At 51.0% G+C, this 23,910-nt stretch carries 22 protein-coding genes; 5 read left to right on the plus strand and 17 right to left on the minus strand.

Annotation, left to right across the window (positions count from 1 at the left end):
• The first annotated feature begins 16 nt into the window (after positions 1-16).
• Positions 17-1,792: an aminopeptidase P family protein gene (locus tag M1D30_RS10630; RefSeq protein WP_248503799.1), complete on the plus strand. Its 1,776-nt coding sequence runs from the start codon at positions 17-19 to the stop codon at positions 1,790-1,792.
• Between the two features lie 8 nt (positions 1,793-1,800).
• On the opposite strand, the gene priA is transcribed toward M1D30_RS10630, so the two are convergent.
• The 14 genes from priA to M1D30_RS10700 form a co-directional block, all read right to left on the minus strand.
• Positions 1,801-4,062, minus strand: coding sequence for a primosomal protein N' (gene priA / locus M1D30_RS10635; RefSeq protein WP_248503801.1), 2,262 nt, complete (start codon positions 4,060-4,062; stop codon positions 1,801-1,803).
• A gap of 3 nt (positions 4,063-4,065) precedes the next feature.
• Positions 4,066-4,716, minus strand: a complete 651-nt coding sequence (locus M1D30_RS10640; protein ID WP_248503803.1) for an outer membrane beta-barrel protein — start codon at positions 4,714-4,716, stop codon at positions 4,066-4,068.
• A complete protein-coding gene (gene gldN / locus M1D30_RS10645; RefSeq protein ID WP_248503804.1) occupies positions 4,716-5,771 on the minus strand; it encodes a gliding motility protein GldN in 1,056 nt (351 codons plus the stop codon). Before gldN ends, M1D30_RS10640 begins: the two co-directional genes overlap by 1 nt.
• A gap of 69 nt (positions 5,772-5,840) precedes the next feature.
• Positions 5,841-7,400: a gliding motility protein GldM gene (gldM, locus tag M1D30_RS10650; RefSeq protein ID WP_248503806.1), complete on the minus strand. Its 1,560-nt coding sequence runs from the start codon at positions 7,398-7,400 to the stop codon at positions 5,841-5,843.
• Positions 7,401-7,411: 11 nt separating this feature from the next.
• The gene (gldL, locus tag M1D30_RS10655) at positions 7,412-8,203 is read right to left on the minus strand and encodes a gliding motility protein GldL (protein ID WP_248503807.1); all 792 of its coding nucleotides are present in this window, start codon (positions 8,201-8,203) and stop codon (positions 7,412-7,414) included.
• Between the two features lie 61 nt (positions 8,204-8,264).
• Positions 8,265-9,728, minus strand: a complete 1,464-nt coding sequence (locus M1D30_RS10660) for an SUMF1/EgtB/PvdO family nonheme iron enzyme (protein ID WP_248503815.1) — start codon at positions 9,726-9,728, stop codon at positions 8,265-8,267.
• Between the two features lie 8 nt (positions 9,729-9,736).
• The gene (locus M1D30_RS10665) at positions 9,737-10,675 is read right to left on the minus strand and encodes a type IX secretion system membrane protein PorP/SprF (RefSeq protein WP_248503817.1); all 939 of its coding nucleotides are present in this window, start codon (positions 10,673-10,675) and stop codon (positions 9,737-9,739) included.
• Positions 10,676-10,734: 59 nt separating this feature from the next.
• The gene (locus M1D30_RS10670) at positions 10,735-12,339 is read right to left on the minus strand and encodes an ABC transporter ATP-binding protein (RefSeq protein WP_248503818.1); all 1,605 of its coding nucleotides are present in this window, start codon (positions 12,337-12,339) and stop codon (positions 10,735-10,737) included.
• Positions 12,311-12,586: a PqqD family protein gene (locus tag M1D30_RS10675; RefSeq protein WP_248503820.1), complete on the minus strand. Its 276-nt coding sequence runs from the start codon at positions 12,584-12,586 to the stop codon at positions 12,311-12,313. Before M1D30_RS10675 ends, M1D30_RS10670 begins: the two co-directional genes overlap by 29 nt.
• Positions 12,583-13,011 carry a S24/S26 family peptidase gene (locus M1D30_RS10680; RefSeq protein ID WP_248503822.1) on the minus strand — a complete coding sequence of 143 codons (429 nt, stop codon included), beginning with the start codon at positions 13,009-13,011 and terminating at the stop codon, positions 12,583-12,585. The genes M1D30_RS10675 and M1D30_RS10680 overlap by 4 nt, the downstream gene beginning before the upstream one ends.
• Complete coding sequence (locus tag M1D30_RS10685) at positions 13,008-13,865, minus strand: hypothetical protein (protein WP_248503824.1); 858 nt, start codon at positions 13,863-13,865, stop codon at positions 13,008-13,010. The genes M1D30_RS10680 and M1D30_RS10685 overlap by 4 nt, the downstream gene beginning before the upstream one ends.
• Before the next feature lie 119 nt (positions 13,866-13,984).
• On the minus strand, positions 13,985-14,218 hold the full coding sequence (locus M1D30_RS10690) for a hypothetical protein (RefSeq protein ID WP_248503825.1): 234 nt from the start codon (positions 14,216-14,218) through the stop codon (positions 13,985-13,987).
• Positions 14,219-14,509: 291 nt separating this feature from the next.
• The gene (locus M1D30_RS10695) at positions 14,510-14,923 is read right to left on the minus strand and encodes a hypothetical protein (RefSeq protein ID WP_248503827.1); all 414 of its coding nucleotides are present in this window, start codon (positions 14,921-14,923) and stop codon (positions 14,510-14,512) included.
• Between the two features lie 26 nt (positions 14,924-14,949).
• Positions 14,950-15,312, minus strand: a complete 363-nt coding sequence (locus tag M1D30_RS10700) for a winged helix-turn-helix domain-containing protein (protein WP_248503829.1) — start codon at positions 15,310-15,312, stop codon at positions 14,950-14,952.
• 967 nt (positions 15,313-16,279) lie between these two features.
• Here M1D30_RS10700 and M1D30_RS10705 point away from each other — a divergent pair.
• Positions 16,280-17,593 (plus strand): pyridoxal phosphate-dependent aminotransferase, encoded by a 1,314-nt coding sequence (locus M1D30_RS10705; RefSeq protein ID WP_248503832.1) that lies wholly within the window; start codon positions 16,280-16,282, stop codon positions 17,591-17,593.
• A 172-nt stretch (positions 17,594-17,765) separates the two neighbouring features.
• On the opposite strand, the gene M1D30_RS10710 is transcribed toward M1D30_RS10705, so the two are convergent.
• The 3 genes from M1D30_RS10710 to M1D30_RS10720 form a co-directional block, all read right to left on the minus strand.
• Positions 17,766-18,110, minus strand: coding sequence for a HigA family addiction module antitoxin (locus tag M1D30_RS10710; RefSeq protein ID WP_248503834.1), 345 nt, complete (start codon positions 18,108-18,110; stop codon positions 17,766-17,768).
• 12 nt (positions 18,111-18,122) lie between these two features.
• Positions 18,123-18,446: a type II toxin-antitoxin system RelE/ParE family toxin gene (locus M1D30_RS10715; RefSeq protein ID WP_248503835.1), complete on the minus strand. Its 324-nt coding sequence runs from the start codon at positions 18,444-18,446 to the stop codon at positions 18,123-18,125.
• Positions 18,447-18,554: 108 nt separating this feature from the next.
• Positions 18,555-20,636 carry an acetate--CoA ligase family protein gene (locus M1D30_RS10720; protein WP_248503837.1) on the minus strand — a complete coding sequence of 694 codons (2,082 nt, stop codon included), beginning with the start codon at positions 20,634-20,636 and terminating at the stop codon, positions 18,555-18,557.
• 126 nt (positions 20,637-20,762) lie between these two features.
• Between M1D30_RS10720 and M1D30_RS10725 the strand changes: the two genes are divergently transcribed.
• The 3 genes from M1D30_RS10725 to M1D30_RS10735 are packed head-to-tail and all read left to right on the plus strand — an operon-like array spanning position 20,763 to position 23,871.
• A complete protein-coding gene (locus M1D30_RS10725; protein ID WP_248503839.1) occupies positions 20,763-22,070 on the plus strand; it encodes a phenylacetate--CoA ligase family protein in 1,308 nt (435 codons plus the stop codon).
• Between the two features lie 9 nt (positions 22,071-22,079).
• Complete coding sequence (locus M1D30_RS10730; RefSeq protein WP_248503841.1) at positions 22,080-23,396, plus strand: phenylacetate--CoA ligase family protein; 1,317 nt, start codon at positions 22,080-22,082, stop codon at positions 23,394-23,396.
• 46 nt (positions 23,397-23,442) lie between these two features.
• Positions 23,443-23,871, plus strand: coding sequence for an amino acid-binding protein (locus tag M1D30_RS10735; protein ID WP_248503842.1), 429 nt, complete (start codon positions 23,443-23,445; stop codon positions 23,869-23,871).
• Positions 23,872-23,910: the final 39 nt, after the last annotated feature.

A 23,910-nucleotide genomic window follows, 5' to 3' on the forward strand; every position in this document is an offset into this window, starting at 1 on the left:
TGACTTTTAAATAAAAATGATACAAAAACGTCTTGAACAACTTCGTGCGCTAATGCATCGTGAACATCTGTCAGCCTTTATCTTTCCAAGTACCGATCCACACCAGGGCGAATACGTGCCTGACCACTGGAAGGGACGTGAGTTTATTAGCGGCTTCAATGGTTCGGCAGGCACTGCTGTGGTCACCATGAATGCAGCTGCGCTGTGGACCGACTCTCGCTATTTTCTGGCTGCCGAGGAGCAACTGGCCGGCACAGAATATCAGTTAATGAAACTGAAGATAGAAGGTACGCCAACCATTGCCGAATGGTTAGGCAAAGAACTGCAAGACACACAGAGTCCGGAGGTGGGCATCGACGGCATGGTCAACTCTGCCAGCGACGTCAAGGCCTTGATTAGCGACTTGCGCCAACAAGGCGGTATCACCGTCCGTACCAATTTGGACCCTCTGGCGCAGATATGGCAGCAACGCCCACCAATCCCCATGAATGCAGTAGAGCTTTACCCCCTAGAATATGCAGGCGAGAGCACTCACGACAAGCTGAGACGCATCCGTAAGGCTCTGCGTGAACGCCATGCCGACGGTATGCTAATGTCAGCGCTCGACGATATAGCCTGGACATTGAACCTGCGCGGCACCGATGTTCACTGCAACCCCGTATTTGTCAGTTATCTGCTCATCACATCAAAGGATGTTACCTTATACATTCATCGAGAAAAGCTAACACCCGAAGTATTAGATTATCTGAAGTCAGAAGGCATCACTGCCGACGATTACGAAAACGTAGACAAAGGCTTAAAAGGCTATTTTGAGTACAACATTCTCTTGGACCCCGACGAGGTAAACTACACCCTCTATAAGATGGTTAGTCGTGAGAAAGTAGAAGAGGAATCACCCGTCAAGCGGATGAAGACCATCAAGAACGACACAGAGATAGAAGGATTTCGCAGCGCCATGCTGAAAGACGGCATCGCCCTAATAAAATTCCTGCATTGGCTAAAACCTGCTGTTGAGGCTGGCGGACAAACAGAGATGAGCATCGACCAGAAGCTCACCGCATTTAGATCCGAGCAGCCGCTCTATCGCGATATCTCGTTCGACACCATCGCTGGTTATCAGGCACATGGTGCCATTGTACACTACGAGGCAACAGCCGAGACCGACATACCCCTCAAACCCGAAGGTTTCCTGTTGTTAGATAGTGGAGCACAATATCTGGACGGCACCACCGACGTGACGCGCACCATCGCCTTAGGCCCTATCACTGACGAGCAAAAGAAGATATACACCCTGGTATTAAAAGGACATATACAAATTGAGTTGTGTAAGTTCCCCAGCGGTAGCAGTGGCGCCCAACTCGACATTCTGGCCCGCAAGGACATGTGGCGCGAGGGCCTGAACTACCTGCATGGCACAGGCCATGGTGTTGGCACATACCTGAACGTACACGAAGGGCCCCATCAGATAAGGATGGACTGGAAGTCGGCTCCATTATTGGCCGGTATGACCGTCACCGACGAGCCAGGCATCTATCTGGCAGGTAAGTTTGGCGTCAGGATAGAGAACACCCTGCTCATCACCCCATACATCAAGACAGAGTATGGACAGTTCCTGCAGTTTGAGTCGCTTACACTGTGCCCCATCGACACCACCCCCATTATCATTGAGATGCTCTCTCCCGAAGAGCGCCAATGGCTGAACGATTATCATCGGATGGTGTACAACCGATTAGCGCCATATCTCACTTCCGAAGAGCAAGATTGGCTGTTGCAGGCAACCAAACCAATTTAAGAAAAAGATTATTGAGGGTCTACATCATAATAGACCTGAAGCGACGCATAGCGCTTGTCTTGCAGCATCTGCTGTTGGGCAAGCGCTAAATATTTGCGCACACGCGGCATGTCAATACCCACTTCCAGTTTCAACACCAACTTACGAATACTCAAGGTCTTTACACGCGCCACACTAGGCTTGTCAGGTCCCAGCACACGGTCGCCAAACCATTGGCGTAAACGAGTACCCAGCTCTATGCTGGCCGTATTCACCACCTCGTCCTTCGAGTGCTTCAGATAGACATATATCAAACGGTAATATGGCGGATAATGAAAAGCCAATCGTTCCTCCACCATATTCTGGTAGAAAGTCTGATAGTCATTACGCACCACCTGCTGAATCAAAGGCAGTTCCGGACTCTTTGTCTGCAACACCACCAAACCGCGGCGTCCCTTTCGTCCTGCGCGTCCACTCACCTGCGCCATCATCATGAACGCATGCTCATAAGCACGGAAATCCGGTTGGTTAAGCATCGCATCCGCATTGAGGATACCCACCACCGACACCTTGTCGAAGTCTAGTCCCTTACTGATCATCTGCGTGCCAATCAGCAGATTCGTTCGTCCTGCCGAGAAGTCCGTGATCAGACGCTCGTAAGCATTGCGCGTCCGTGTGGTGTCAAGGTCCATACGAGCCACACGCGCCTCAGGAAAGATATCACGAATCTGGTCCTCAATCTTCTCCGTACCATAGCCACGCCCCTGCAGTTCCTTACTGCCACAGGCAGGACACACCGCAGGAATCTGGTACGTCATGCCACAGTAATGACACGTCAACTGGTTCATCGACCGGTGCATCGTCAGACTCACATCACAGTGTTCACAACGAGGCACCCATCCGCACTGTTTACATTCCAGCATCGGCGCCCATCCACGACGGTTCTGAAACAGAATGGCCTGTTCTCCACGCTCCAGCGCCTCACGCACATACTTCAACAGAATTGGCGAGAAAGGTCCCGACATCATCTTACGATGTTGCAGGTCACGGGTATCCACCACCTGAATCTCAGGCAGTTCAATACCCTGATAGCGCTCTTTCAGTTCCACCAATCCATACTTTCCCGTTTTGGCATTGTAGTACGACTCCAATGCAGGCGTAGCCGTACCAAGCAAGGTCTTAGCCCCCAGCATGATAGCCGCACTACGCGCATGATAACGAGGCATGGGGTCCTGCTGCTTATAAGATGTCTCGTGCTCCTCGTCAATAATCACGAGTCCCAGGCGCTGGAAAGGCAAGAACACAGCACTACGTGCACCAAGAATCACATCATAAGGATTCTTCGAGAGTTGCTTCTGCCATATCTCCACACGCTCAGCATCACTGTATTTCGAGTGATAGATGCCCAGCCGCTTACCGAACACACGCTGCAGGCGCTGCATCATCTGCACCGTCAGCGCAATCTCAGGCATTAGGAAGAGCACCTGACGATGCTCATCCAGTTCGCGCTGAATCAGATGAATATAAATCTCCGTCTTACCACTCGACGTCACGCCATGTAGCAAGGTCACCTGTTTCTGAAGGAAAGAGAATATAATCTGGTTATATGCCTCTTGTTGTGCCGCATTCAACTTCTTAATACGATCAGGATGAGGTTCGCCGCCATGATTCAGACGCCCCACCTCCACCTCATAGGTTTCCAGGAGACCACGTTTCACCAGTTGGTTAATGATGGTCAACGTCGTCTCAGACACATTCATCAACTCTTCGCGTGTTATCTCCAATACAGGTTCACGACACACATTCCCCTCTATCGTGTCCCATCGCGACAACGACAGATAAGCAATAAACGCCTCCTGTTGCTTTGGTGCACGAGCCAGCATGTTCAACGCCACATGCAGCGTAGGCTCATTACGATAGTTCTCTGTCAGTCGGATAAAGGTCTCCGTGCGTGGCTTATAGCCCTCCTCAGCCTTTAGTCCAGCAGGAAGAGCCGCCTTATACACCTCGCCGATGGGCGACATATAATAATCCGCTATCCAGTGCCAGAACTTCAACTGCCCAGGCAATAGCACAGGCTGCTCATCCAGCAAGGCCTCAATTGCCTTCACCTGATAGCCCTGAGGCTTTTGGTCATGAAGTTTCGAGATGATGCCGACATAATGCTTACCCCTTCCGAAAGGCACTAAGACACGCATACCATCGCCCACTCTGTTTTGCATCTCTGTGGGGATGGCATAAGTAAAACAGCCGTCGAGCGGCACAGGTAAGATAACGTCAGCGAAATTCATCAATTAAAAATAGTAGGAAGCAGACAACATCCAGGCATTGGCCGTACTCTTAGCACTCTTCAGAGTCTGCTTCGACAACTGCTCGTCCAGCTCGCTCCAAGTAAAGTCACCCGTTCTGCCAATGGGGATATTATAGTTCACCATGACCTCCAGCTGTCCGCCAATAGAGGCGCCAACACCTAAATTGAAACTAAACTTAGTATCCTGCAAGGAGAATTGCTTGGCCTCCTGCTTCACATCCTCCCATGTGTAAGAAGAAGCGCCCACATTAAATGACAGCTGAGGACCGCCGCAAATAAAAATGCTGCCGAAACCCAAACTGGCCCCCATGCGCGCATTAGCAGGAATAACAATCGACTTCTGATCCAGTTTCTCGCCTTCCACCTTCAGCGTACGCTGGTCGTAGAGTGCCGACACGTCAATGCTCAAACCAGGAACCAAGGTAGAGAAAGCCACCGTAGGACCGATGAACCATCCGCCCCTGTTCGAGTCATCGAAGACATCATTATCAAACTCCATCTTCATCACGTCGATACCGCCCTTCACACCAAAGGCCACACCTTGCGACAATGATGGCACAGCCCAAAGCCACGCCATCATCACCAAGAGAGTTAAAAATTTTATCCTCCTAGACTTCATATACTTCTCATTCATTAATGCCGTTCACGACGCACTGACACACGAGGAGCAGACGAACCGCCCGACGACGAAGAACTGCTACTCTTAGCCTTCACCGTCTTAGTACGAGTCTGTCTCTTCTGCTTGGCCGCAGCCTTCACCTGCTTAGGGTCGTTGTTGGCAATACTATCCAACGAATCGCGCTTAGCCTTATCACCAAAGATGTTATTGCGGAAAGCCTCCAGCTCAGCCTCGATGCGCTTCTGCTCGGCCGACAGTTTTGTAGAGTCATTACCTGCAATCTGTGCCAGTGTCTTGCCCAGCATATTCGTAGTCTTATAAATTTTTCCCTTATAGCGGTTCAGTGTGAAGTAGTCGTCCAAGGTCATCGTAGCCGCATTGTTCTTGTCACTCGTCATCACCGTCTGGCGACTCAAGTAAGGCTCCACCTCCGAATACTTCACCCAGAACAGCGGATAAGAGGTACCAGCCGCATCATCACTGAAGGCGAAATCATCCTGAACAACCATCACTGGACAGAGAGCCAAGGGCTTGATATGGAACGACGAGTTAGCCTGATCATAATAAGCACTCTCCTTCAGGAAATACTTCTTCACCTCGGCCGATGGGATATCACTGTTGTCCACATGAATCTTTCCTTTCTCTTCCGTGAAAAGAATATTATGGTTCTTCAACAGAGTAGCCATATCAAGTTTGGCAGATTCGTCCAACACCTCATTGCCATCCAGGCGATACTCATACACAGGGATATAGCCATTGATAGCCAACTTCAAGATATAGGTAAAGAGGTTCATCTGCTTACCCACAGGCTCAACAGGGAAATAGAGTCCAGAGTTCATCTCATCGTCGAGGTTAATCTCACGATAGATATCGCGACGCCACACCACATCCTCAGGCATATCCAATGCCGTGGGATACATGATGCGCATGCGCTCCGTCACACCCTGTGTCTTCTGCTGCTGTTGTTTCTTCTGCGCAGCATTACTCTGCTGAGAACGGAAGTTCTTTGGCTGTGCAGACACCGAGCCTGCAGCCAGCGTTATCATCAATAAGAACAATAGTCTTTTCATATTCTCTTAACTCTTAGTTTCAATTTTTATCTTGCCCTTCCCTCCGCAGGGAGGAGTGAGGGATGTTTCCTACTTTACAATGATCTCCATTGTGGTGGGCAGCGTACGCTCAATATTATCGGGGCCAATAGCCTTGACACGCGAGATATAGAAACGACGGTTACGCGTTAACTTGCGGAAGGTATCCTTCTGACGGGCCGAGAACTTGGCACCATCGCTCACCATAGGAACGGCATTACCCATATTATCGTGGAACACCGTCTCGAACGACAACACACGGAAGCCGATATCCAATATGCCGTCGTCAATGGCAGCACCAATACCTTCGATGCCCACCAGACTGGCCTTTGACAAGCCACCGCCCTTAAAGCGTACAAGATTACCCTTCTCGTCCTTCATCTCCAGATAAGGCGATGGGTCAGGCAGGCGACGCACACGGAATGAGAACTGTCCCATCTGCTGTGGGCGTCCAGTATTCGTTGACACCACCGTGATCGTCGCATTCTCACCAATCTTCGATGGACGCGCAATATAGCGGCCAGGACCGGCAGGTGTCAGAGAGCCATTCGTCATGGTGGCCGAGATCTTATTCAGGGGCACGCCAGGCACCGAGATGCTGATGGGGTTCGAATAACCAGCATACAGCATATTCATCAGGTCGGCCGACACCGTTGCACTGGGATCCACCACCGTATATTTCTGCGAGAAGTCACGACGAATCAGATCGCCATTACCGTTTGTTGTCTGGATATAACCCGCCAGGGTGAAGTCACCCGTACGTCCGCACACCGTCTCATAGAGTCCGTCCTGCAGGTTCATCTTCTGGTTGCCGATAAAAATCTCAGGCACCTGAGTGGTGTCCACGGCAGCCATGACGATATGAGCCGAGAACTTATCCCCACGAACGATGGTCTGCGAGTTGGGAATCACAAAAGCGTTCAGCGCATTCACACGGATATCCTTCACGTCGATGTTCTGTACCAACTTATGCAGCACCTCCTTCTCGGCGTTGCGCACATCACTCTGCAGTTTCGACAGCAGGGTGACAGCCGCCGCTGCCGGCATCGACTCAAACATATACTCCTGCCAGTTCTTACCCAGTCCTGTTGAAGGCACCTCGGTAGTCAGGTCACTGGCAATACGGCGCTTTTGGTCCTTGTCATCCACCATCTTGAGGATGCCCTCACGATAACGCTCAATCGCCTTCTTCAACTCGCCGCCGCGTCCGCGTCCAGGAGCCAGCATTACCTGATTGGCAGCCTCCAGATCCTCCTTGTTCACGATGTTAGCAGGATCGCCATCGGCACCATCCGCCTCCTGAGCGATGGCCATTTTCAACTCAGCAGCCAGGTTATAGAGAGAATCACTCGACAGTTTCACAAGCTGCGCCTTCTCGTACCATTCCTTCACCTTCTGAGGGTTGGCCTTCATCTGCTGATCAAAGTCATCATATATTGCCAGGTTCTCCTTCGCTGCATTCTCAGTGGTACGCTTCAAACTCTCCTCCACGATAGAGAAGCCGTTGAGCACCTCGTTCGAGACATTCAGCGCAAGCATAGCCATCAAGACGACATACATCAAGTTGATCATCTTCTGGCGCGGAGATACAGGTCTTTTCTTTATTGCCATTTTATTTCAATTTATTCCTCACTCTTCACGACCTTCGGCATGTTCACCGTCATCGCCTCAATCATGCGTGTATAGATCTTGTTCAGTTCGGCAATCTGTTCAGCCATGCGCTTACTCTGCTCGTTGATCTGATCGATAGTACCAATCTGCTGTGAGGCACCCTTCAACTGCATCTCGTATACCTTACAGATGCCCGTCAGCGTGCGGTTCAGGTTCTCCATCTCCTCACTGTCGCGTGTCAGGCGCTCGCTCTGGTCAGATACCTTCTGCAGCGTCTCAGTCAGTTTCTTCAACTGCTCCACATAGCCAGCCGTAGCCTCTTCCATTTCCTCAGCGTCAATCTCAGGCACCTCAGGCTGCTGAACCACGCCACCAATGATGCCACCACCAACAACGCCACCAGCCACGCCATTCGCCGACAGGTTCGCAGCGATGTCATCGCCACCGCCAACGGCACCACCACCAACGGCGCCACCGCCGATAATCACAGTGCCACCACCAGTCACGCCAGCGACGCCAGCCTCAACACCCTCTTTCTCCACATGCGTAGGCAGGTCCATGCCATCCGCTGTTTTGTCGAACGGACGGTCGAAGGCAGCGATGAAGAACACGAACACCTCGGTACCCATACCAATGAACAGCATCAGGTTGGCACCAGGCAGGTGGGTCAGTTTAAAGAGCGTACCAAGAATCACGATAGAGGCACCCCAGCTATAGGCATAGTTCATGAATGTCTGGCCAGGAACGCTATCCAACCACTTCTGTAAGCGGTAGATAATATTTAATTTGCTATACGTTGTCATTGCTATTTAATTTTTTCCAGGACTGCCAAGGTACTTCTGGGAGGTCCTATGGGTTCAATTACTATTTTCGCGTTTTCTTTGTTGAAGCCTTCACCGGTCTTGCCTTCTCGCTACTGGTATTTGCCAGTGAGCGAACGCAACGGAAACCAATATACGAGCGAGGCTGGTTCTGATACTCACTGCTGCGCCAAGCCGAGCGGATATAGCTCTCAGGATCTTTCCACGAACCGCCACGCACACTCTTCTTCTTCAGACGATAGGGATCCTCCAGTGCAGCGTTGTACTTCAACTGCGGGTTGATGTCGTTCATGGCATCGACGCCAGCCTCCGTATAGATTGTTGAAGTCCATTCAGCCACGTTACCTGCCATATCAAACAGGCCATTGCTGTTGGCACTATAGATACCCGTCTTCGATGTAATCAGGTTACCATCCTTGGTATAGTTACCATTATCAGGCTTGAAGTTTGCATAGAAGCAACCCTTGCCGCTGGCCACATCCTCGTTGGCCCAAGGGAACTCGTTCTGCTCTTTTCCACGAGCGGCAAACTCCCATTCAGCCTCTGTCGGCAGGCGATAGCGCTGCACATAGCGCGCAGCCGGACCAAGACCTTTCAGCAGGAACTCTGTGCGCCAGGCGCAGAAGGCATTAGCCTGTTCCCAGGTCACACCCACCACGGGATAGTCGTTATAGGCCGAGTTCGAGAAGTAGTTACGCATATACGTCTCGTTGTCAGCATTGGGGAAGTCGTTCACCCAGCATGTCGTATCAGGATAAATATTCACGATATACGTATTCAGGAAGTCCCAAGGACCAGTCAACTCACGGTTGATGGTCTGGCGCACGATGCGACCCTCGTCGTCAACAAAGGCCGTATCCTTAGAGATCATCACCCTTTCCTCAGGATCCACAGCGACATCAGTATTCAGATTTCGCTCAGCAGGATTAATGCGGTTGCGACGCAGGGCAGCAGCCGTATAGTCATAAATCTCGTAGCGATAGTTCATCTGACTGGCATCCAACATTTTCTCACCTGTCACAGGATTGGTGACATACACGCTCTCGATGGCGCGCAACTCATCCTCGTTAGGCTTGCGAGGCAGCGACTTCTTCCAGTTCAGGTAAGGCTTCACAGGGTTGCCGTCCTTATCCTCCTCAATCTTATAGCTCTCGTCGCCGCCATAGTTAGGATCGGCCAGACGCTCACGGATGATAGAGTCGCGCACATAGTTCACAAACTGGCGATACTCAGAGTTCGTAATCTCCGTATCGTCCATCCAGAAGCCCTCCACCGAGATGTCTCTCACAGGTGTCTGCTTACCCCACAGTGTGTCCTGCGCCTCCAAGCCCATACGCAGGTGACCACGCTTAATCAGCACCATGCCATAGGGTGCAGGTTCCGAGAAACCCTTTCCGCTGGCACCGGTCAGTTCTCCGCCGTTAGCGGTCGTCTCTTTGCCACCGAAACAGCTCGTCAGCACGAGTGCCACAGCGAGGCAAAGTCCTATCATCAATTGTTTCTTCATATGCTCGTTTATAATAATCTCACACTTTGATGGCGGTTACGTCCCTTCTTCGTGAAGTTGATGTCCGTCTGATAGCCCACAAACAATTCGTGTCCGCCGTTGCCCAGACTCTGCACCGTGGTGTTATACTCATAGCTGTAGCCCAGCATCACACCATGGAACTTGCCGCCCACATAGGCTGTGATAGAGTTTGTAGGACTATATCCCACGCCCACATACATCAGTCGTTGCTCATAATTATAGGTCAGACGGGTGGTGATATCGGCCCTGTAGCCCACCCCATCCGTGCGTCCCATCACAGAGGGCTGTATTGATAAGAACGGATTATTCAGGCGAATATTGCATCCAGACGTAAAATAATACGCAGGATCGATGTCCAACTCGTTTGTTTCACCGATTTCAACACGTGGTGCCAACAGATGCTGCACCGATGCGCCCACATACCACCAGTCATGCTGATAATACAGTCCTGCATTTAGGTCGAAGGCCGTTCCAGTGACATCCGACGTGGGCAGAACCATGTCGCCTGCATCGTTAAACTCCAGTTCCGAGCCCTTCAGGTTTTCGCTCAGCATCACAGGCTGAATGCCAATGCCCAACACGCCACCCAGCAGTTTTATCTGGGGTGCGTACATCACTGAGAACTTCTTATGCGAGAACACACCGATATCATCGTTCACCAGTTGCGCGCCCACGCCATGAACCATGCCTAAGAGTTGGAAGGGCATATCGGCCGAGAGGTACATCGTCTTGGGATTATGTTCGAATCCCACCAACGACATGTTATAGGCGCCCACCACGTTCATCTTGTTCTGCTTACCGGCAGCGGCAGGGTTATACGCCGTCTCCATCGTCCAGTAATGACTGAACGACGGGTCGTACTGCGCCATCACCTCAACAGAGGCGGCCAGCAGCAAGGTCAATATCCATAGCTTTCGCCTTAACACATCATCAATAACGCAAAAAATGCGTTCTTTATTATAAAAAAGTATGTTTTTTATTCTTTTCACGCCAGTTTCAGCACCTCGTCACACATGTCGCTCACAGTGGTGCGATGGGTGATAAACAGCATCGTCTTCTCAGGGTAAGCCGCAAACAGGCGCTTGTACAGTTCTTCCTCAGTCTCTGCATCCAGCGCACTACTAATCTCGTCGAGCAGCAGCACGTCGCCCCCATGCAGCAGTCCACGAGCAATGGCAATGCGCTGTGCCTGTCCCTCACTCAATCCGCTGCCACGCTCCACGATTTCCGTATCAAGTCCTGCAGGCAGTTCCATCACAAAGTCGGCACAGGCCGTGTGCAGCACCTGGCGCAACTCGTCATCAGTGGCTTCAGGCTTAGCCAACTGCAGGTTATAGCGGATGGTGCCACTCATCAGTGTGTTGCCCTGTGGCACGAAGCACAACTCGCCACCCACCTTCACCTTTCCCTCCACAGGCTCGATGAAACCCAGTATTAGTCTGAACAACGTTGTCTTGCCAATACCCGTCTCGCCCAGAATGGCCGTCTTGGTGCCTGCCTTAAACGTATGCGAGAAATGACTCAGCACCTCCTTGTCGCCTTTCGCATAGCGGAACGTCACATTGTCGAAACAGATGCCCAGCGCATGGTCAGTGGCTGTTCGCTTCTGCTCAGCGCCAGCATCAGGAGTCTGTCCCTTTGCTTCCTCACAAGAAATTTCTTTCAGTCGGTCAATGCTGGCCGTGGTATGAATCACACCAGGCACCATGTTCAGCAACTGAAGGATGGGGTGCTGAATCATGCCTACCAGTTGCAGAAAGGAGGTCATCACGCCAAAGGTGATGGTGCCGTGGCGAAGACCGATGCCACCCCAGACGAAAGCCAGCAGATAACCCAAGCCGAAAGAGCAGCCCAGCACAATACGGGCGATGAGCGAGAAGCGCATGCGTCGCATCACGTTTCCTCGCAGGCGCCGCTGCATGGAGTCCAGACGGCCCGTCACCCACTGTTCACTGCCCAGCGAGCGCAGTATGGCATTATATTCCATGCCCTCCTGCACCTGCATCTGGATGCGACTCTCATCCTGACGGATGTCCAGTGTCATCTGGCGCAGTTTACGGGCTATCATCTTACCAAACACGATGGTCAGTGGTGTCAGCACCAGCAACAGCCAGGCCAGTCGCGCATCAAACCATCGCATCAGCAGAAACGCGCCACAGAGTTGCAGCATCGTGATGGTCATCTGTGGCAGGGTCTCAACGGCCGTAGAACATACGGTATCTATATCCTTCGACAGGCGAGAGGTTACGTCGCCCGAGTGCAACTCGCTGCTATCGAACAACTTACGGCGAAACAGACTAGCAAACAAGCGCAGGCGCAGGGCATTGGTCATCCTCACCGATGCCGTCGTCGTGAGCCAGTAGCCCACCTGTCGCAACAGCACGCCGCCCACCACTAGAGACGCCAAGAGCAGCGCCATGTGCAGCAGGTCGTCTGTGGTGCCTGTGCGAATGGTCTCGTCGATGAACCGCTTACTGAGCCACACCATCAGCAGACCCAGTGCCACCTGCACCACGCCCACCACGATGCGCGCCACGGCATTCCAGCGAACACCCAGCGTATTACGCCATATCCACGAGATGTAGCTCATCCCACTGTTTCACAATTGCTTTCACATCGGCCGTGGCCTGTTCCTTGTCCACGTCATATTCCTCACAGAGTCGTTTCACCAGTGTCTCCACAGTGAAATCGCCCATCTCCTGTGCCTGCGACCAAAGCCATGCGGCCGTCTCGTTCAGCGACAGCAACTTACCAAAGTTAATAGCGTCGAGGCCCTCGCCCACTACCACGTTCTCGCCACACACCTGGCGCAGCACAAATCCTTTCTTCAGTTTCATAATAATCGTCTGTATATTGCTAATATATATCTTCTCACTGGTCTCATGTGCCACCACAACCTGGAAGCCCTCTGACGCCAGGGCGCATACAAATCGTGCTTGCGCCCTTTCGCGTCGACCACATGCGTGGCCAGCGCCTTCACATCGCTAAGCAGGCAATGCTCCACTCCCACGATATTGCCATCGCCCATCAGTATCACGCGTTCGCCCTCAATGCTAATCACGCGATGCACCACATAGCGACAGTCGTCCACCCACGCCAGCACCACGTCACCCAGCCTGACGACTTGTGGTTTCTGCAGGATCACGCTCTCCCTGCCGCCAATGATAAAAGGCAGCATGCTATAGCCCTTCACAGGAAAAGTCACGCTCACCCCCTCATCCACCAGTCGGATGGCTTCGTGTATGATAATCTCGTCGGTCATTGAGCATTCTTAATGGTTTCACAGCACACACAGGCTGCCTCCTCATCGGGCAGACAGGCCAGGTGCCACATAGGCACCGTCATCGCCAGTGCATTCTCCGTCTGGTGCAGACCGTCGGCTATCTTCTCGTCCCATCGCTTGCCACTGATACTGGGCATCAGGGCGGCGTAGGCCTGAATGGCTCCCAGTCGCGTCATCTTGTTGAAGGGCGCTTGACTCAGTTCCACGATGCCCCCCAGGGGATAATGCACATTCCTGTAACAAGGCGTCTTTCCACTCCATGGCGAGCCATAGACCCTGGCGGCAGCATCGTCAAAGACCCTCACCACAGGGTTGTCATCGTTCACCAGGGCCGTGCCTTCAATATGCTTCAGCCAAAGGCCTGCGTGCGTACTCTTTCCTGTGCCACTCTTGCCCAGGAACATATAGGCTCGTCCATCGTAACTCACCGTCGAGGCATGAAACAAGGCCGTTCCCTTGTTGGCCGTGGCCAGTGCATAGAGCACCATCAGCGCATTGTCGATGGCCAGCTTTTCGCAACGGCCCGTCATCACGAGTCGGCCCTCACTATAGTCGGCAGCGCACACCAGCCAGCCGGCGGTCTCGTTCCACCAGCGAAACTCGAACACAGGACAGCCATCAGGCATCTTGCCACAGATAATGTCCTGTCCTTCTTCTTCCTGTCGCAGTTCCTCTGCGTAATCGGGGGCTGTGCCAGCCTCAGCCGTCAGCGAAAAGACGGTGTCGCCGGCAGTGGTTACAAATGGTTTATAGTTATCCATCATCGCAAGGATACGCTCCTCGCCGCTGACGGCAAACCGATGTCCTGCCACATCAAAATATGTCGTAGTCATTTATTGTTTTCTATTTGGTTATGCAAAGGTAAAAAAAATTATGCAGACAGCCAAAGGAATACCAGAAAAAGAGAAAATACAGTGTGGGGAATCAAGAACCTGTCATCATGATCTATGGCTTAAACTTCAGGTACTTCATAATCTCCCATCATGCGTCGCAAGGTTTCTGCATATTCTGTCTGACTGTCGTCTTCCCAAATCTCTTCCTCACGACGTTTAACCATTTCAAACTCGCGGTCGTTGCGTATCTTGCTTCGTTTGACAATCTTCTGGATAATCTCTGTCTCCTTGTCCTTCTCATCTGCTATGTTATGGCCAAACTTCTCTTTCAGCAACTGGTTTAGGTCATCCATCTGCTTTGGGGACAACATTTCTTCTCCGACCAAGATGTTCATTTCTTTATATAAAGCCTTCATCTTTCTAAGGTTATGTGTCTTGTCGATATTGCCTATAACTTCCATTACGCCATATTTGCCAAATACTAAATTTGAAAACTCGGAGTTTATGGATAATAAAAAATCGCAAATGGTTACACACCATTGTCTTAGAACTGAATAACCAGAATCCTTTTTAAAATTACTAATTTTCATCTTTACAGGTTCAAACTGATGCCATCACTTCTTTTTAAAGAGTTGTCTCAATATTCATCTGCTTATAATTTTATCCAAAACCTCGATCTTATCGTCATTTGACATATTTAGGAAATTAGCTGAGAAGTAGTTCCAATACTTCTCTTTGGATTTGTTATCCATCCTGAAGGAGGTTGCAGTATCCCATTTACGAGGAATCGATTTGTCTTCTATCATCTTTTGCTCACTGCTTCTTGAATCACAATATATCTTTCCTGTCTTTTTATCTACTTTATATGAATACTTAATTAATTCACATTTGTCTCCATATTCTCTTAGGAAATAAAATTTTCCTCCATTATCTTTTTTGTCATAATAATGAAGAACTAATGTCTCATTTGAGACATAATCACAGCAAACTTGTTCATGAGTTGGAGTAGCACATGAATTAAACAACATTACTACAAGAAAACACATAAACATCTTCATAGATACACACTTTATATTCGACCGTTTCATCTTAAAACTCTTGTTTTTCTTTTCTGATGGTTCTTCTCTAGTACATGCAGACCTAACTCCGTCAGCAACCATTCACCATCCTTTCGGCCACCTTTTCGGGTGAGGAAACCACTTTCCTGTAATTGTGAGATATATCTTTGAAGAGTTCTGAATTTGATGTTTATCTTTTGCGCCAATTCCGTTGTCGTAATAGAAGAATCTGCTTGCAGCTCAACAAGGATAACCTTCTGAATATCAGTCAGTTCTTTTGCGCCATCTTTTGTGTCATCTTTGGTAACATCCTCCTCTTCGACGTTCGCATAGATAGTGGTTTGAAACTGGGTTGGTGTCGATTTGAACACAGGCTTCAGTTCTTGCATCTTCGCCATCTTAGTTAAGTATTTATCTTACTCCATATGCAAAAGTACACATTTTTTATTTATTAGAGAAATTTTCATTTAAGAAAAAATATTTTTCGAATTAATTCTACAAAGAACAATCTTTACAATAGCGCCTCTGAGATTTAAAAATTCTGAGCCAAAAATTTTTTCTGTGCGTACAGGCGAAATATGAGAAAGTTTGTAAACGGCTAAAAATGAGAGGGTTGCAAAATTAACTCGAAAAGTGTAAAGATTTAGAACTCAATCGAATATTCGTTTAGGTTGTAACGGAGCCTGAGTTACACTGCAACGGAGCCTGTTTTGCATGGTAAAACAGCATGAGTTGCATCGTAAAACAGCCTCCGTTGCATCCTAAAATCGATAGGGGTCCCTCAAAAGGTCGTTTTTGACCCATTTTTCCGTTCTAGTTTGCATTTTTTCAGAACCCCTTTTTTCGGCACTATTTCTTTACAATGTACAATGAACAATGTACAATGTGCAATAAAACAAACGCGAGGCGGACGTAGCGCCAGCCGAAAAAAGAGACAAGCCGGACCTTTGATGGTCCGAGCCGACGAACGAAGTAAGAGCAGAGTCGAACTTGTTCGAACTATGCCTTACGAGGAGGAGGGAGACCGAAGGTCAACTTACCTTAATGTAAGAGCGACGGGTAGTCGCGGTTGGAGCCCTCCCTGGAGAGGGAGGGGGCCGGGGGTGGGTTGCCTCGGCGCTTGCGACGCTTGCCACCGAAGGGACGCAAGAAACCCTTCTTAAAGGTAAGAAGGGGTTGGGGTTGTTTTTGAAATAAAAAGAAAAAGAGGTTTTCTTTTGTATTTCTCTCATTTATTCGTATCTTTGGCTTCGCCGAAGATACTTGCACTCGGGAATAAAAAAGAAAAACAAGTTTTCCTTTTGTATTTCTCTCATTTATTCGTATCTTTGCAAACCTAAAAACAACCAAAGAACAATGAAGCCTACTCCTATTAAAAAAGAGATCGTTGACGGACTGATTGCCAAAATGGGCATTCAGGACTTTGCCAAAGCTACTATTCGCGAAGTGAAACAGGTGGCTGCCACGGCCGAGAAAGAGAGCGGCGTGGAGTATATCAAAATGGAAATGGGCATCCCAGGACTGCCTGCCGCCAAGGTGGGCGTGGATGCACAGATCAAAGCCCTGCAGGACGGCATCGCCCACTCCTACCCTGACATTCAGGGACTGCCTGAACTGAAAAAGCAGGCCTCGCGCTTTGTCAAGGCCTTTATCAACGTGGACATCGCGCCTGAGGGTTGCGTGCCCGTCTGCGGCTCTATGCAGGGCACGTTTGCATCGTTCCTCACCTGCTCGCAGGCCACCAAGGACAAGGACACCGTTCTCTTTATAGACCCTGGCTTCCCTGTGCAGAAGATGCAGTTGCAGGTGCAGGGGGTGAAGTACGAGACGTTCGATGTGTATGACTTCCGTGGCGAGAAACTGGGTGCGAAGTTGGAGAGCTATCTGTCGAAAGGCAATATCTGCGCCATCGTCTATTCGAACCCCAACAACCCCTCGTGGGTGTGCCTCACTGAACAGGAGTTGCAGACCATTGGCACGTTGGCCACGAAATACGACTGTGTGATCATGGAGGACCTGGCTTACTTCGCCATGGACTTCCGTCAGGACCTGAGTAAGCCCTTCGAGGCACCCTATCAGCCCAGCGTGGCTCACTATACCGATAATTATATGCTGCTCATCTCTGGCTCGAAGGCCTTCAGCTATGCTGGCGAGCGCATCGGCGTGGTGTGCATCGGCGACAAGCTGTTTCATCGTCACTTCCCTGACCTGGCCGCGCGCTACGAGGGACTGCCCTTCGGACTAGTCTTCTCAACGCGTATGCTCTATGCCTTGAGCTCGGGCACCAGTCATTCGGCTCAATATGCGATGGCGGCCATGATGCGTGCTGCCTGCGATGGGGAATACCGTTTCCGCGATGACATCAAGGTTTATGGTGAGCGCGCCCACAAGTTGAAGGAGATTTTCTGCCGCCATAACTTCCACATTGTCTACGACAAGGACCTGGACAAGCCCATTGCCGACGGCTTTTATTTCACCATTGGCTATCCTGGCATGACCAGCGGACAGTTGGCGCGCGAGCTGATGTACTATGGTGTGTCGGCCATCTGCCTCATCACCACTGGCAGTCATCAGGAGGGCCTGCGTGTCTGCACCTCGTTCATCGAGGATCATCAGTATGCCCAACTGGAGGAGCGCATGCAGATTTTCGCAGAGAACAATCCACGATAAGAATACTTATATATAAATAAAGGTGCCCTTCAAGGCACCTTTATTTGTTTTTAGAAGTAATAGCGCATACCCAGTTGAGCACCTAAGCGCAGGGCGGCCATGCACAGGAATAGTTCTGATTTCTTCATCACTTTTTGCTACAATCAATTCAATTGCAAAAGTACTAAAAAAATCAGAAAACTGCAGCGATACGACGAATACGCTTTATCTTCTCCATAAACGACTCGTTGCGCTCGGCCATCAGCATATCATATTCGTTCTGCATAGCCAAGAGAGGAGCGGCGTCAACATCCAATGCAGCTTCCATCATCATTGCCAATTCGTGGTTAAGTGCACGCTTGCCATTCAGCACCTCATTCAATGCTGAATATGAGATTCCCATCTTTTTAGCCAGTCCACGCTGAGAAATACCACGAAACTCCAATTCGTCCTTCAACACTTCACCTGGATGTGTAGGCTTGTAAGGCTTCAAATTGTTGGCTATCATCATTGGGTCTTTATCTTTTACTGTAATCATGTTTCTGCCCTCCTATTTCTTTTTATAGTGATTCGACAACTCTGTTATACTACAAATGGTTGCAATCTGCTTGCCATCCTCCGTTTCTTCTATGAACTCTATCCGATATTGGTCATTAACCTTTACAGATGAGATTCCTTTCTTGTCACCAACCAGTTTCTCGTAGTGAAGAGAACCGTATTTCGTTAGTCCGAGTACATTCTCCTGCTGTTTCATCAGGTTGACCACCTTGATATACTTGTCGACAATCTGAGGCTGAAACCGATGCTTTTTATCATTGGCTTTGCCCTGCGTATAGAGTTCCTCTAGATATGTTTCTTCGAATGTTACTATCATTTGCGTGCAAAGGTATAAAAGTTTTTCGATGTTCGCAAATTTAAGAACACTTTTTTATGTTTGAAATATGACAAAGGTCAGAATCTTTTGAATTCTGACCTTTGTTTTTTATTTTTCTACCAATATTCTGGCATCCACGGCGATGATGTCGTCGCCACAGGCCAGCAGGGGGTTGATGTCCATCTCCTTGATTTCTGTGGCGAAGCGCAGGAGCGTGGAGAGGCGAACGATGATGTCGGCATATTTGCGCTCGTTGATGCCACGCTGCCCTCGCATACCTTTTAATATTTTATAGCCACGCAGGGAGCGAATCATGGAATAGGCCTCCTCGTAGGACAGCGGTGCCAAGCCAGACGACACATCCTTCAGCACCTCAACGAAGATGCCACCAAGTCCGCAGAGTACCACATGGCCAAAACGGGGCTCGTATTTGGCACCAATGAAGAGTTCCGTGCCCTTGATCATCTTCTGAACCATCACAGCCGTGGCATCAGGAATCTGCATCATACGGTCGAACTCGGCCAAGAGCACTTGCTGAGAGTGTATGTTCAGCGTCACGCCACCCACATCGCTCTTATGCACAGGACCAACGACCTTGACCACCACAGGATAGCCCACACGCTCGGCAAAGGCCACGATCTCGTCCTTATTGTCACTCACAAACTCAGGCACGGTGGGAATGCCGGCAGCTAAAAGGAGGGCATTTACTTTCTCTGGAACAATATAACCATTCTCTTCTATGCCATCGATAATTCGTCTTATCTGCGGCACGTCCACCCCATTCACCACCACGTTCTGCTCGGCAGGAGCAGGGGTCTTCATGATCTGGGTGAGGGCCGTGGCCAGTGTCACCTCGTCAGAGAAGTTCACATGACCATGCTTCAAGAACTCCTGCACCTCAGGACCAGCAGTGTTCACACTGGGCAACACAGGGAAAATAGGCTTTTTACACTCCAGGATCTTCTTGTGCAGCACATCGTAGGCGGAATAGAGTTGCACCAGGCCTGGCGTACCAAAGATCACCATGATGGCATCTATCTGGTCGAACCGCTTCTCGCAATAGTCGATGGCGATGGCCAGGTGCTCTGGCGTTCCTGTGGCAAGGATATCGATGGGGTTAGCCACTGACGAGCCAGGATAGAGTTGCGCCTTCAACTCGTCGGCCACAGGACCAGAAAGGGGAGGCACCTGCATGCCGCCTTTCGACAGGGCATCGGTGAGCATCACGCCAGGACCGCCGGCGTGGGTGATAATAGCGAACGACCCTCCCCCAAGCCCTCTCTGCATGGAGGACTTGGGGAGAGTCATGAAAATACATCCTACAGTAGTCAGTTCCTCACGACTGAAACAGCGCACGATGCCGGCCTTACGAAACAGGGCCTCAACAGCAGAGTCGCTACTGGCGATGGCACCCGTATGACTGCTGGCCGCACGACTGCCTGCCTGCGATGAGCCTGCCTTGATGGCGGCGATGCGACAGCCCTTCTTGATCAAAGATGTGGCGTGATACAACAGTTTATCGGGGTCGGCAATATTCTCGATATACAGCAACTTCACCAGCGAGTCGCGCTCAGCATCGAAATGCTCGTCCATATACTCCAGCACGGTCTCGATGCCGTTCTGCTTGCCATTGCCGATTGACCACACGCTGTTGAACTGGAGTCCCTTGCTCACGGCACTCTCGAGGATGAAAACGGCCGTAGCGCCAGAGCCGCTGATGAAGTCGGCCCCCTTGGGATTCAGATGGGGAATAGGCTTGGTGAAGACAGAATGGTGCCAGCGGTTGAGCAGGCCGATGCAGTTGGGACCTATCAGGGCACAGCCATACTGATCGCAGGTGTCGAGGATGCGCTGCTCGAGGAGGGCCCCCTCGTGGGTCTCCTCGCTGAAGCCGGCAGATATAATAATGAACGCGCGAACGTTTTTCTCCTTGGTCAGATACTCTACATAGTCAGGACAGAACTTGGCAGCCACCACCAGGATGGCCAGGTCCGTGGGCGGCAGTTCCTTGGCATCGTGGAAGGCCTTGATGCCCTGCACCTCGTCCTCTTTGGGATTCACAATACGCAGGGTGCCCTCATAACCACCACTCAACAGATTACGCACCACGGCACCGCCTGGTTTATGTACATTATTCGAGCCGCCAATGACGACAATGCTCTCTGGTTGCAGAAGTTGCTTGTTAATCATAGATATCAAGTATTTTGATGCAAAAATAATACAATTTAGGTAAAAGACAAAAAGTTTCAAGAGTAATTTTTGGCCGTCCGTGAATTATATTGTACTTTTGCACTACACAACCCTAAAACTCAAGACATGATTTGGAATCCTAACAAAGAGTGCATGAGCCGCGACGAGATGAGCGCGCTACAAGGCAAACGCCTGCACAAGATTGTAGAGTATGTGTACCACAATGTTCCTTTCTATCGCAACAAGTTGCAAGAGATGGACATTCGTCCCGATGACATTCAAACCATCGAGGACATCACGAAACTGCCGTTTACCACCAAGCAAGACCTGCGCGATAACTATCCCTTCGGACTGCAGGCCGCCCCACAGAGTGAGATTATCCGTATACACGCCTCCAGCGGTACCACTGGTAAACCTACCATCGTGGGCTATACGCGCAAGGATATTGGTATATGGAGCGAGACGATGGCGCGCTGTCTGACAGCCTTTGGCGTGTCGCGCGATGATATCTTCTCGGTGGCCTATGGCTACGGACTGTTTACGGGCGGATTGGGTGCCCACTATGGTGTGGAGCACCTGGGTGCCAGCGTGATCCCAGCCGGCACAGGTAACACGGAGAAACACCTGAAGCTGATTCGCGACCTGGGCATCACTGGTATTGCCTGCACACCGTCGTACGCCCTCTATCTGGCCGAGACGATGGAGAAGCTGGGCATCAGCAAGGAGGATATCCGCCTGCGTATCGGTGCCTTTGGTGCTGAGCCCTGGACAGAGCAGATGCGCAAGGAGATTGAGGATAAGCTGGGACTGAAAGGCTATAACATCTACGGCCTGTCAGAGATTATGGGTCCCAGCGTGAGCTACGAGTGTCAGATGCAGAACGGCTCACACATCAACGAGGACCACTTCTATCCTGAGATTATCAACCCCACCACCCTGGAGCCCCTGCCCATTGGACAGACGGGCGAGCTGGTGTTCACCACACTGACCAAGGAGGGTATGCCGCTGCTGCGCTATCGCACACGCGACCTCTGCTCACTGCTGCCTGGCACCTGCGACTGCGGTCGTACCAACGTGCGCATGGGTCGCATCCAGGGTCGAAGCGACGACATGCTCATCATCCGTGGTATCAACGTGTTCCCATCGCAGGTGGAGAGTGTTATCCTGTCGCTGCCTGAGTTTGCACCACGCTACATGCTGATTGTGGACCGTGAGAAGAACCTGGACACCCTACTCGTTCAGGCTGAGTTGCGCCAGGAGGTATTCACTTCTACCTTCGACACGCCTGCTGCCGTGGATGCCCTGGAGAAGAAGTTGGCCGCCAAGTTGAAGAGCGTGCTCAGCATTGCTGCCAAGGTACAACTCAAGGCGCCTGGCACCATTGAGCGCAGTCAGGGTAAGAGTGCACACGTGATAGATAACCGAAAACTATAATATTCAGCAATGAACAACAAAAGCCATTATTTTAACCCTGAACGCGAGACCATGACGCGCGAACAGATTGAGGCGTACCAGCTGGAGCGACTCAAAGAGACTGTTAGCCACTGCATGAACAACGCGTTCTACCAGAAGAAATTCAAGGAGGCTGGCATCACGCCCGACGACATCCAGACACTGGCCGACGTACGCAAGCTGCCCTTCACCACGAAGGCTGACCTGCGCGACACATACCCCTTCGGCATGAGTTGCGTGCCCTTAAAAGACTGTGTGCGCCTGCACTCATCATCGGGCACCACGGGTAACCCCACTGTGATCCTGCACACCAAGAAGGACCTGGACGAATGGGCCAACCAGGTGGCTCGTAACCTGTGGATGGTGGGACTGCGTCCTGACGATGTGTTCCAGAACTCATCGGGCTACGGCATGTTCACTGGCGGACTGGGGTTCCAGTATGGTGCCGAGAAGTTGGGCATGCTCACCGTACCTGCAGCAGCAGGTAACTCGCTGCGACAGATTAAGTTCATCAAGGACTTTGGCACCACAGCCATCCACGCCGTGCCCTCATACGTCACCCGACTCTATGAGGTGATGCAGGAACAGGGCGTTGACCCTCGGCGCGACACCAAACTGAAGGTGCTGGCCATCGGCGCCGAGCCTCACTCGGAGGAGCAGCGCAAGCGCATCGAGGACATGATGGGCGTGAAGGCCTACAACTCGTTTGGCATGAGTGAGATGTGCGGTCCTGGCGTGGGCTTCGAATGCCCTGAGCAGAACGGTCTGCACTTCTGGGAGGATTATTATATCGTGGAGATTGTTGACCCTGAGACCTTGGAACCTGTGCCCGACGGCGAGATTGGCGAGTTGGTGCTCACCACACTGTGTCGTGAGGCCATGCCGCTGCTGCGCTATCGCACACGCGACTTGACGCGCGTATTGGGACGCAGTTGTCCCTGCGGACGAAACCATATGCGCCTGGACCGTATGCGTGGCCGCTCAGATGACATGATGGTGCTCAGAGGCGTCAATATCTTCCCCATCCAGATTGAGAAGATCCTGATGCAGTTCAAGGAGTTGGGCAACAACTACCTGATCACGCTGACCACCGACGAGGACAACGACAACATGACCGTTGAGGTGGAGCTGGCCGAGATGTTTACCGACGACTATGGCCGTCTGCAGCAACTCAGCAAGGACATCACCCGTGCCCTGAAGGACGAGATCCTGCTGACGCCCCGTGTAAAGCTGGTGCCTCGTGGCACACTGCCTGTGAGCGAGGGCAAGGCCGTGCGCGTGGTTGACAAGCGTAAGGTGTATCAATAAAACTGTGATAACAAGACAACGTAACAACAACAAAAATCGACATATTATGACAATCCATCAACTTTCCATTTTCATTGAGAACCGCTCGGGCACTCTGATCAAGGTTCTTGAAGTACTGAAAGAGGCTAAGATCCAGATCGTTGCCTCGACCATTGCCGACACGGCAGAGTATGGCATCTACCGGCTCATCTGCAGTGAGCCACTGCGTGCCTACGACGAGTTGAAGAAGGCTGGCGTGGCTGTGGCACTGAGTGATGTGCTGGCACTGGAACTGGACGACGAGCCTGGACGTGCTGCCGACGCCGTGAAGATATTCAGTGATGCTGGCATCAGCATTGCCTATATGTATACCTTCCTACTTGGCGGCAAGGGTATTCTGGTGTTCCGCACGGACAACAGGGAGAAGGCACGCGAGGCTATTATCCTGAACAAACTGAAGTTCATTGCCGAGCAGGACCTCAGTAAGTTGGTGTAAGAGCATCTTTATACGTCCCGATTGTTTCTGTATATGTCT

It is taken from the genome of Prevotella sp. E15-22, assembly GCF_023204875.1.
In the GTDB taxonomy this organism is placed as follows: Bacteria; Bacteroidota; Bacteroidia; order Bacteroidales; family Bacteroidaceae; genus Prevotella.

Bases quoted from the DNA above. Each gene is read 5' to 3' on its own strand.
- M1D30_RS10630 (WP_248503799.1), top strand. From the start codon at position 17: ATGATACAAAAACGTCTTGAACAACTTCGTGCGCTAATGCATCGTGAA.
- priA (WP_248503801.1), bottom strand. From the start codon at position 4,062: ATGAATTTCGCTGACGTTATCTTACCTGTGCCGCTCGACGGCTGTTTT.
- M1D30_RS10640 (WP_248503803.1), bottom strand. From the start codon at position 4,716: ATGAATGAGAAGTATATGAAGTCTAGGAGGATAAAATTTTTAACTCTC.
- gldN (WP_248503804.1), bottom strand. From the start codon at position 5,771: ATGAAAAGACTATTGTTCTTATTGATGATAACGCTGGCTGCAGGCTCG.
- gldM (WP_248503806.1), bottom strand. From the start codon at position 7,400: ATGGCAATAAAGAAAAGACCTGTATCTCCGCGCCAGAAGATGATCAAC.
- gldL (WP_248503807.1), bottom strand. From the start codon at position 8,203: ATGACAACGTATAGCAAATTAAATATTATCTACCGCTTACAGAAGTGG.
- M1D30_RS10660 (WP_248503815.1), bottom strand. From the start codon at position 9,728: ATGAAGAAACAATTGATGATAGGACTTTGCCTCGCTGTGGCACTCGTG.
- M1D30_RS10670 (WP_248503818.1), bottom strand. From the start codon at position 12,339: ATGAGCTACATCTCGTGGATATGGCGTAATACGCTGGGTGTTCGCTGG.
- M1D30_RS10675 (WP_248503820.1), bottom strand. From the start codon at position 12,586: ATGAAACTGAAGAAAGGATTTGTGCTGCGCCAGGTGTGTGGCGAGAAC.
- M1D30_RS10680 (WP_248503822.1), bottom strand. From the start codon at position 13,011: ATGACCGACGAGATTATCATACACGAAGCCATCCGACTGGTGGATGAG.
- M1D30_RS10685 (WP_248503824.1), bottom strand. From the start codon at position 13,865: ATGACTACGACATATTTTGATGTGGCAGGACATCGGTTTGCCGTCAGC.
- M1D30_RS10690 (WP_248503825.1), bottom strand. From the start codon at position 14,218: ATGGATGACCTAAACCAGTTGCTGAAAGAGAAGTTTGGCCATAACATA.
- M1D30_RS10695 (WP_248503827.1), bottom strand. From the start codon at position 14,923: ATGAAGATGTTTATGTGTTTTCTTGTAGTAATGTTGTTTAATTCATGT.
- M1D30_RS10700 (WP_248503829.1), bottom strand. From the start codon at position 15,312: ATGCAAGAACTGAAGCCTGTGTTCAAATCGACACCAACCCAGTTTCAA.
- M1D30_RS10705 (WP_248503832.1), top strand. From the start codon at position 16,280: ATGAAGCCTACTCCTATTAAAAAAGAGATCGTTGACGGACTGATTGCC.
- M1D30_RS10710 (WP_248503834.1), bottom strand. From the start codon at position 18,110: ATGATTACAGTAAAAGATAAAGACCCAATGATGATAGCCAACAATTTG.
- M1D30_RS10715 (WP_248503835.1), bottom strand. From the start codon at position 18,446: ATGATAGTAACATTCGAAGAAACATATCTAGAGGAACTCTATACGCAG.
- M1D30_RS10720 (WP_248503837.1), bottom strand. From the start codon at position 20,636: ATGATTAACAAGCAACTTCTGCAACCAGAGAGCATTGTCGTCATTGGC.
- M1D30_RS10725 (WP_248503839.1), top strand. From the start codon at position 20,763: ATGATTTGGAATCCTAACAAAGAGTGCATGAGCCGCGACGAGATGAGC.
- M1D30_RS10730 (WP_248503841.1), top strand. From the start codon at position 22,080: ATGAACAACAAAAGCCATTATTTTAACCCTGAACGCGAGACCATGACG.
- M1D30_RS10735 (WP_248503842.1), top strand. From the start codon at position 23,443: ATGACAATCCATCAACTTTCCATTTTCATTGAGAACCGCTCGGGCACT.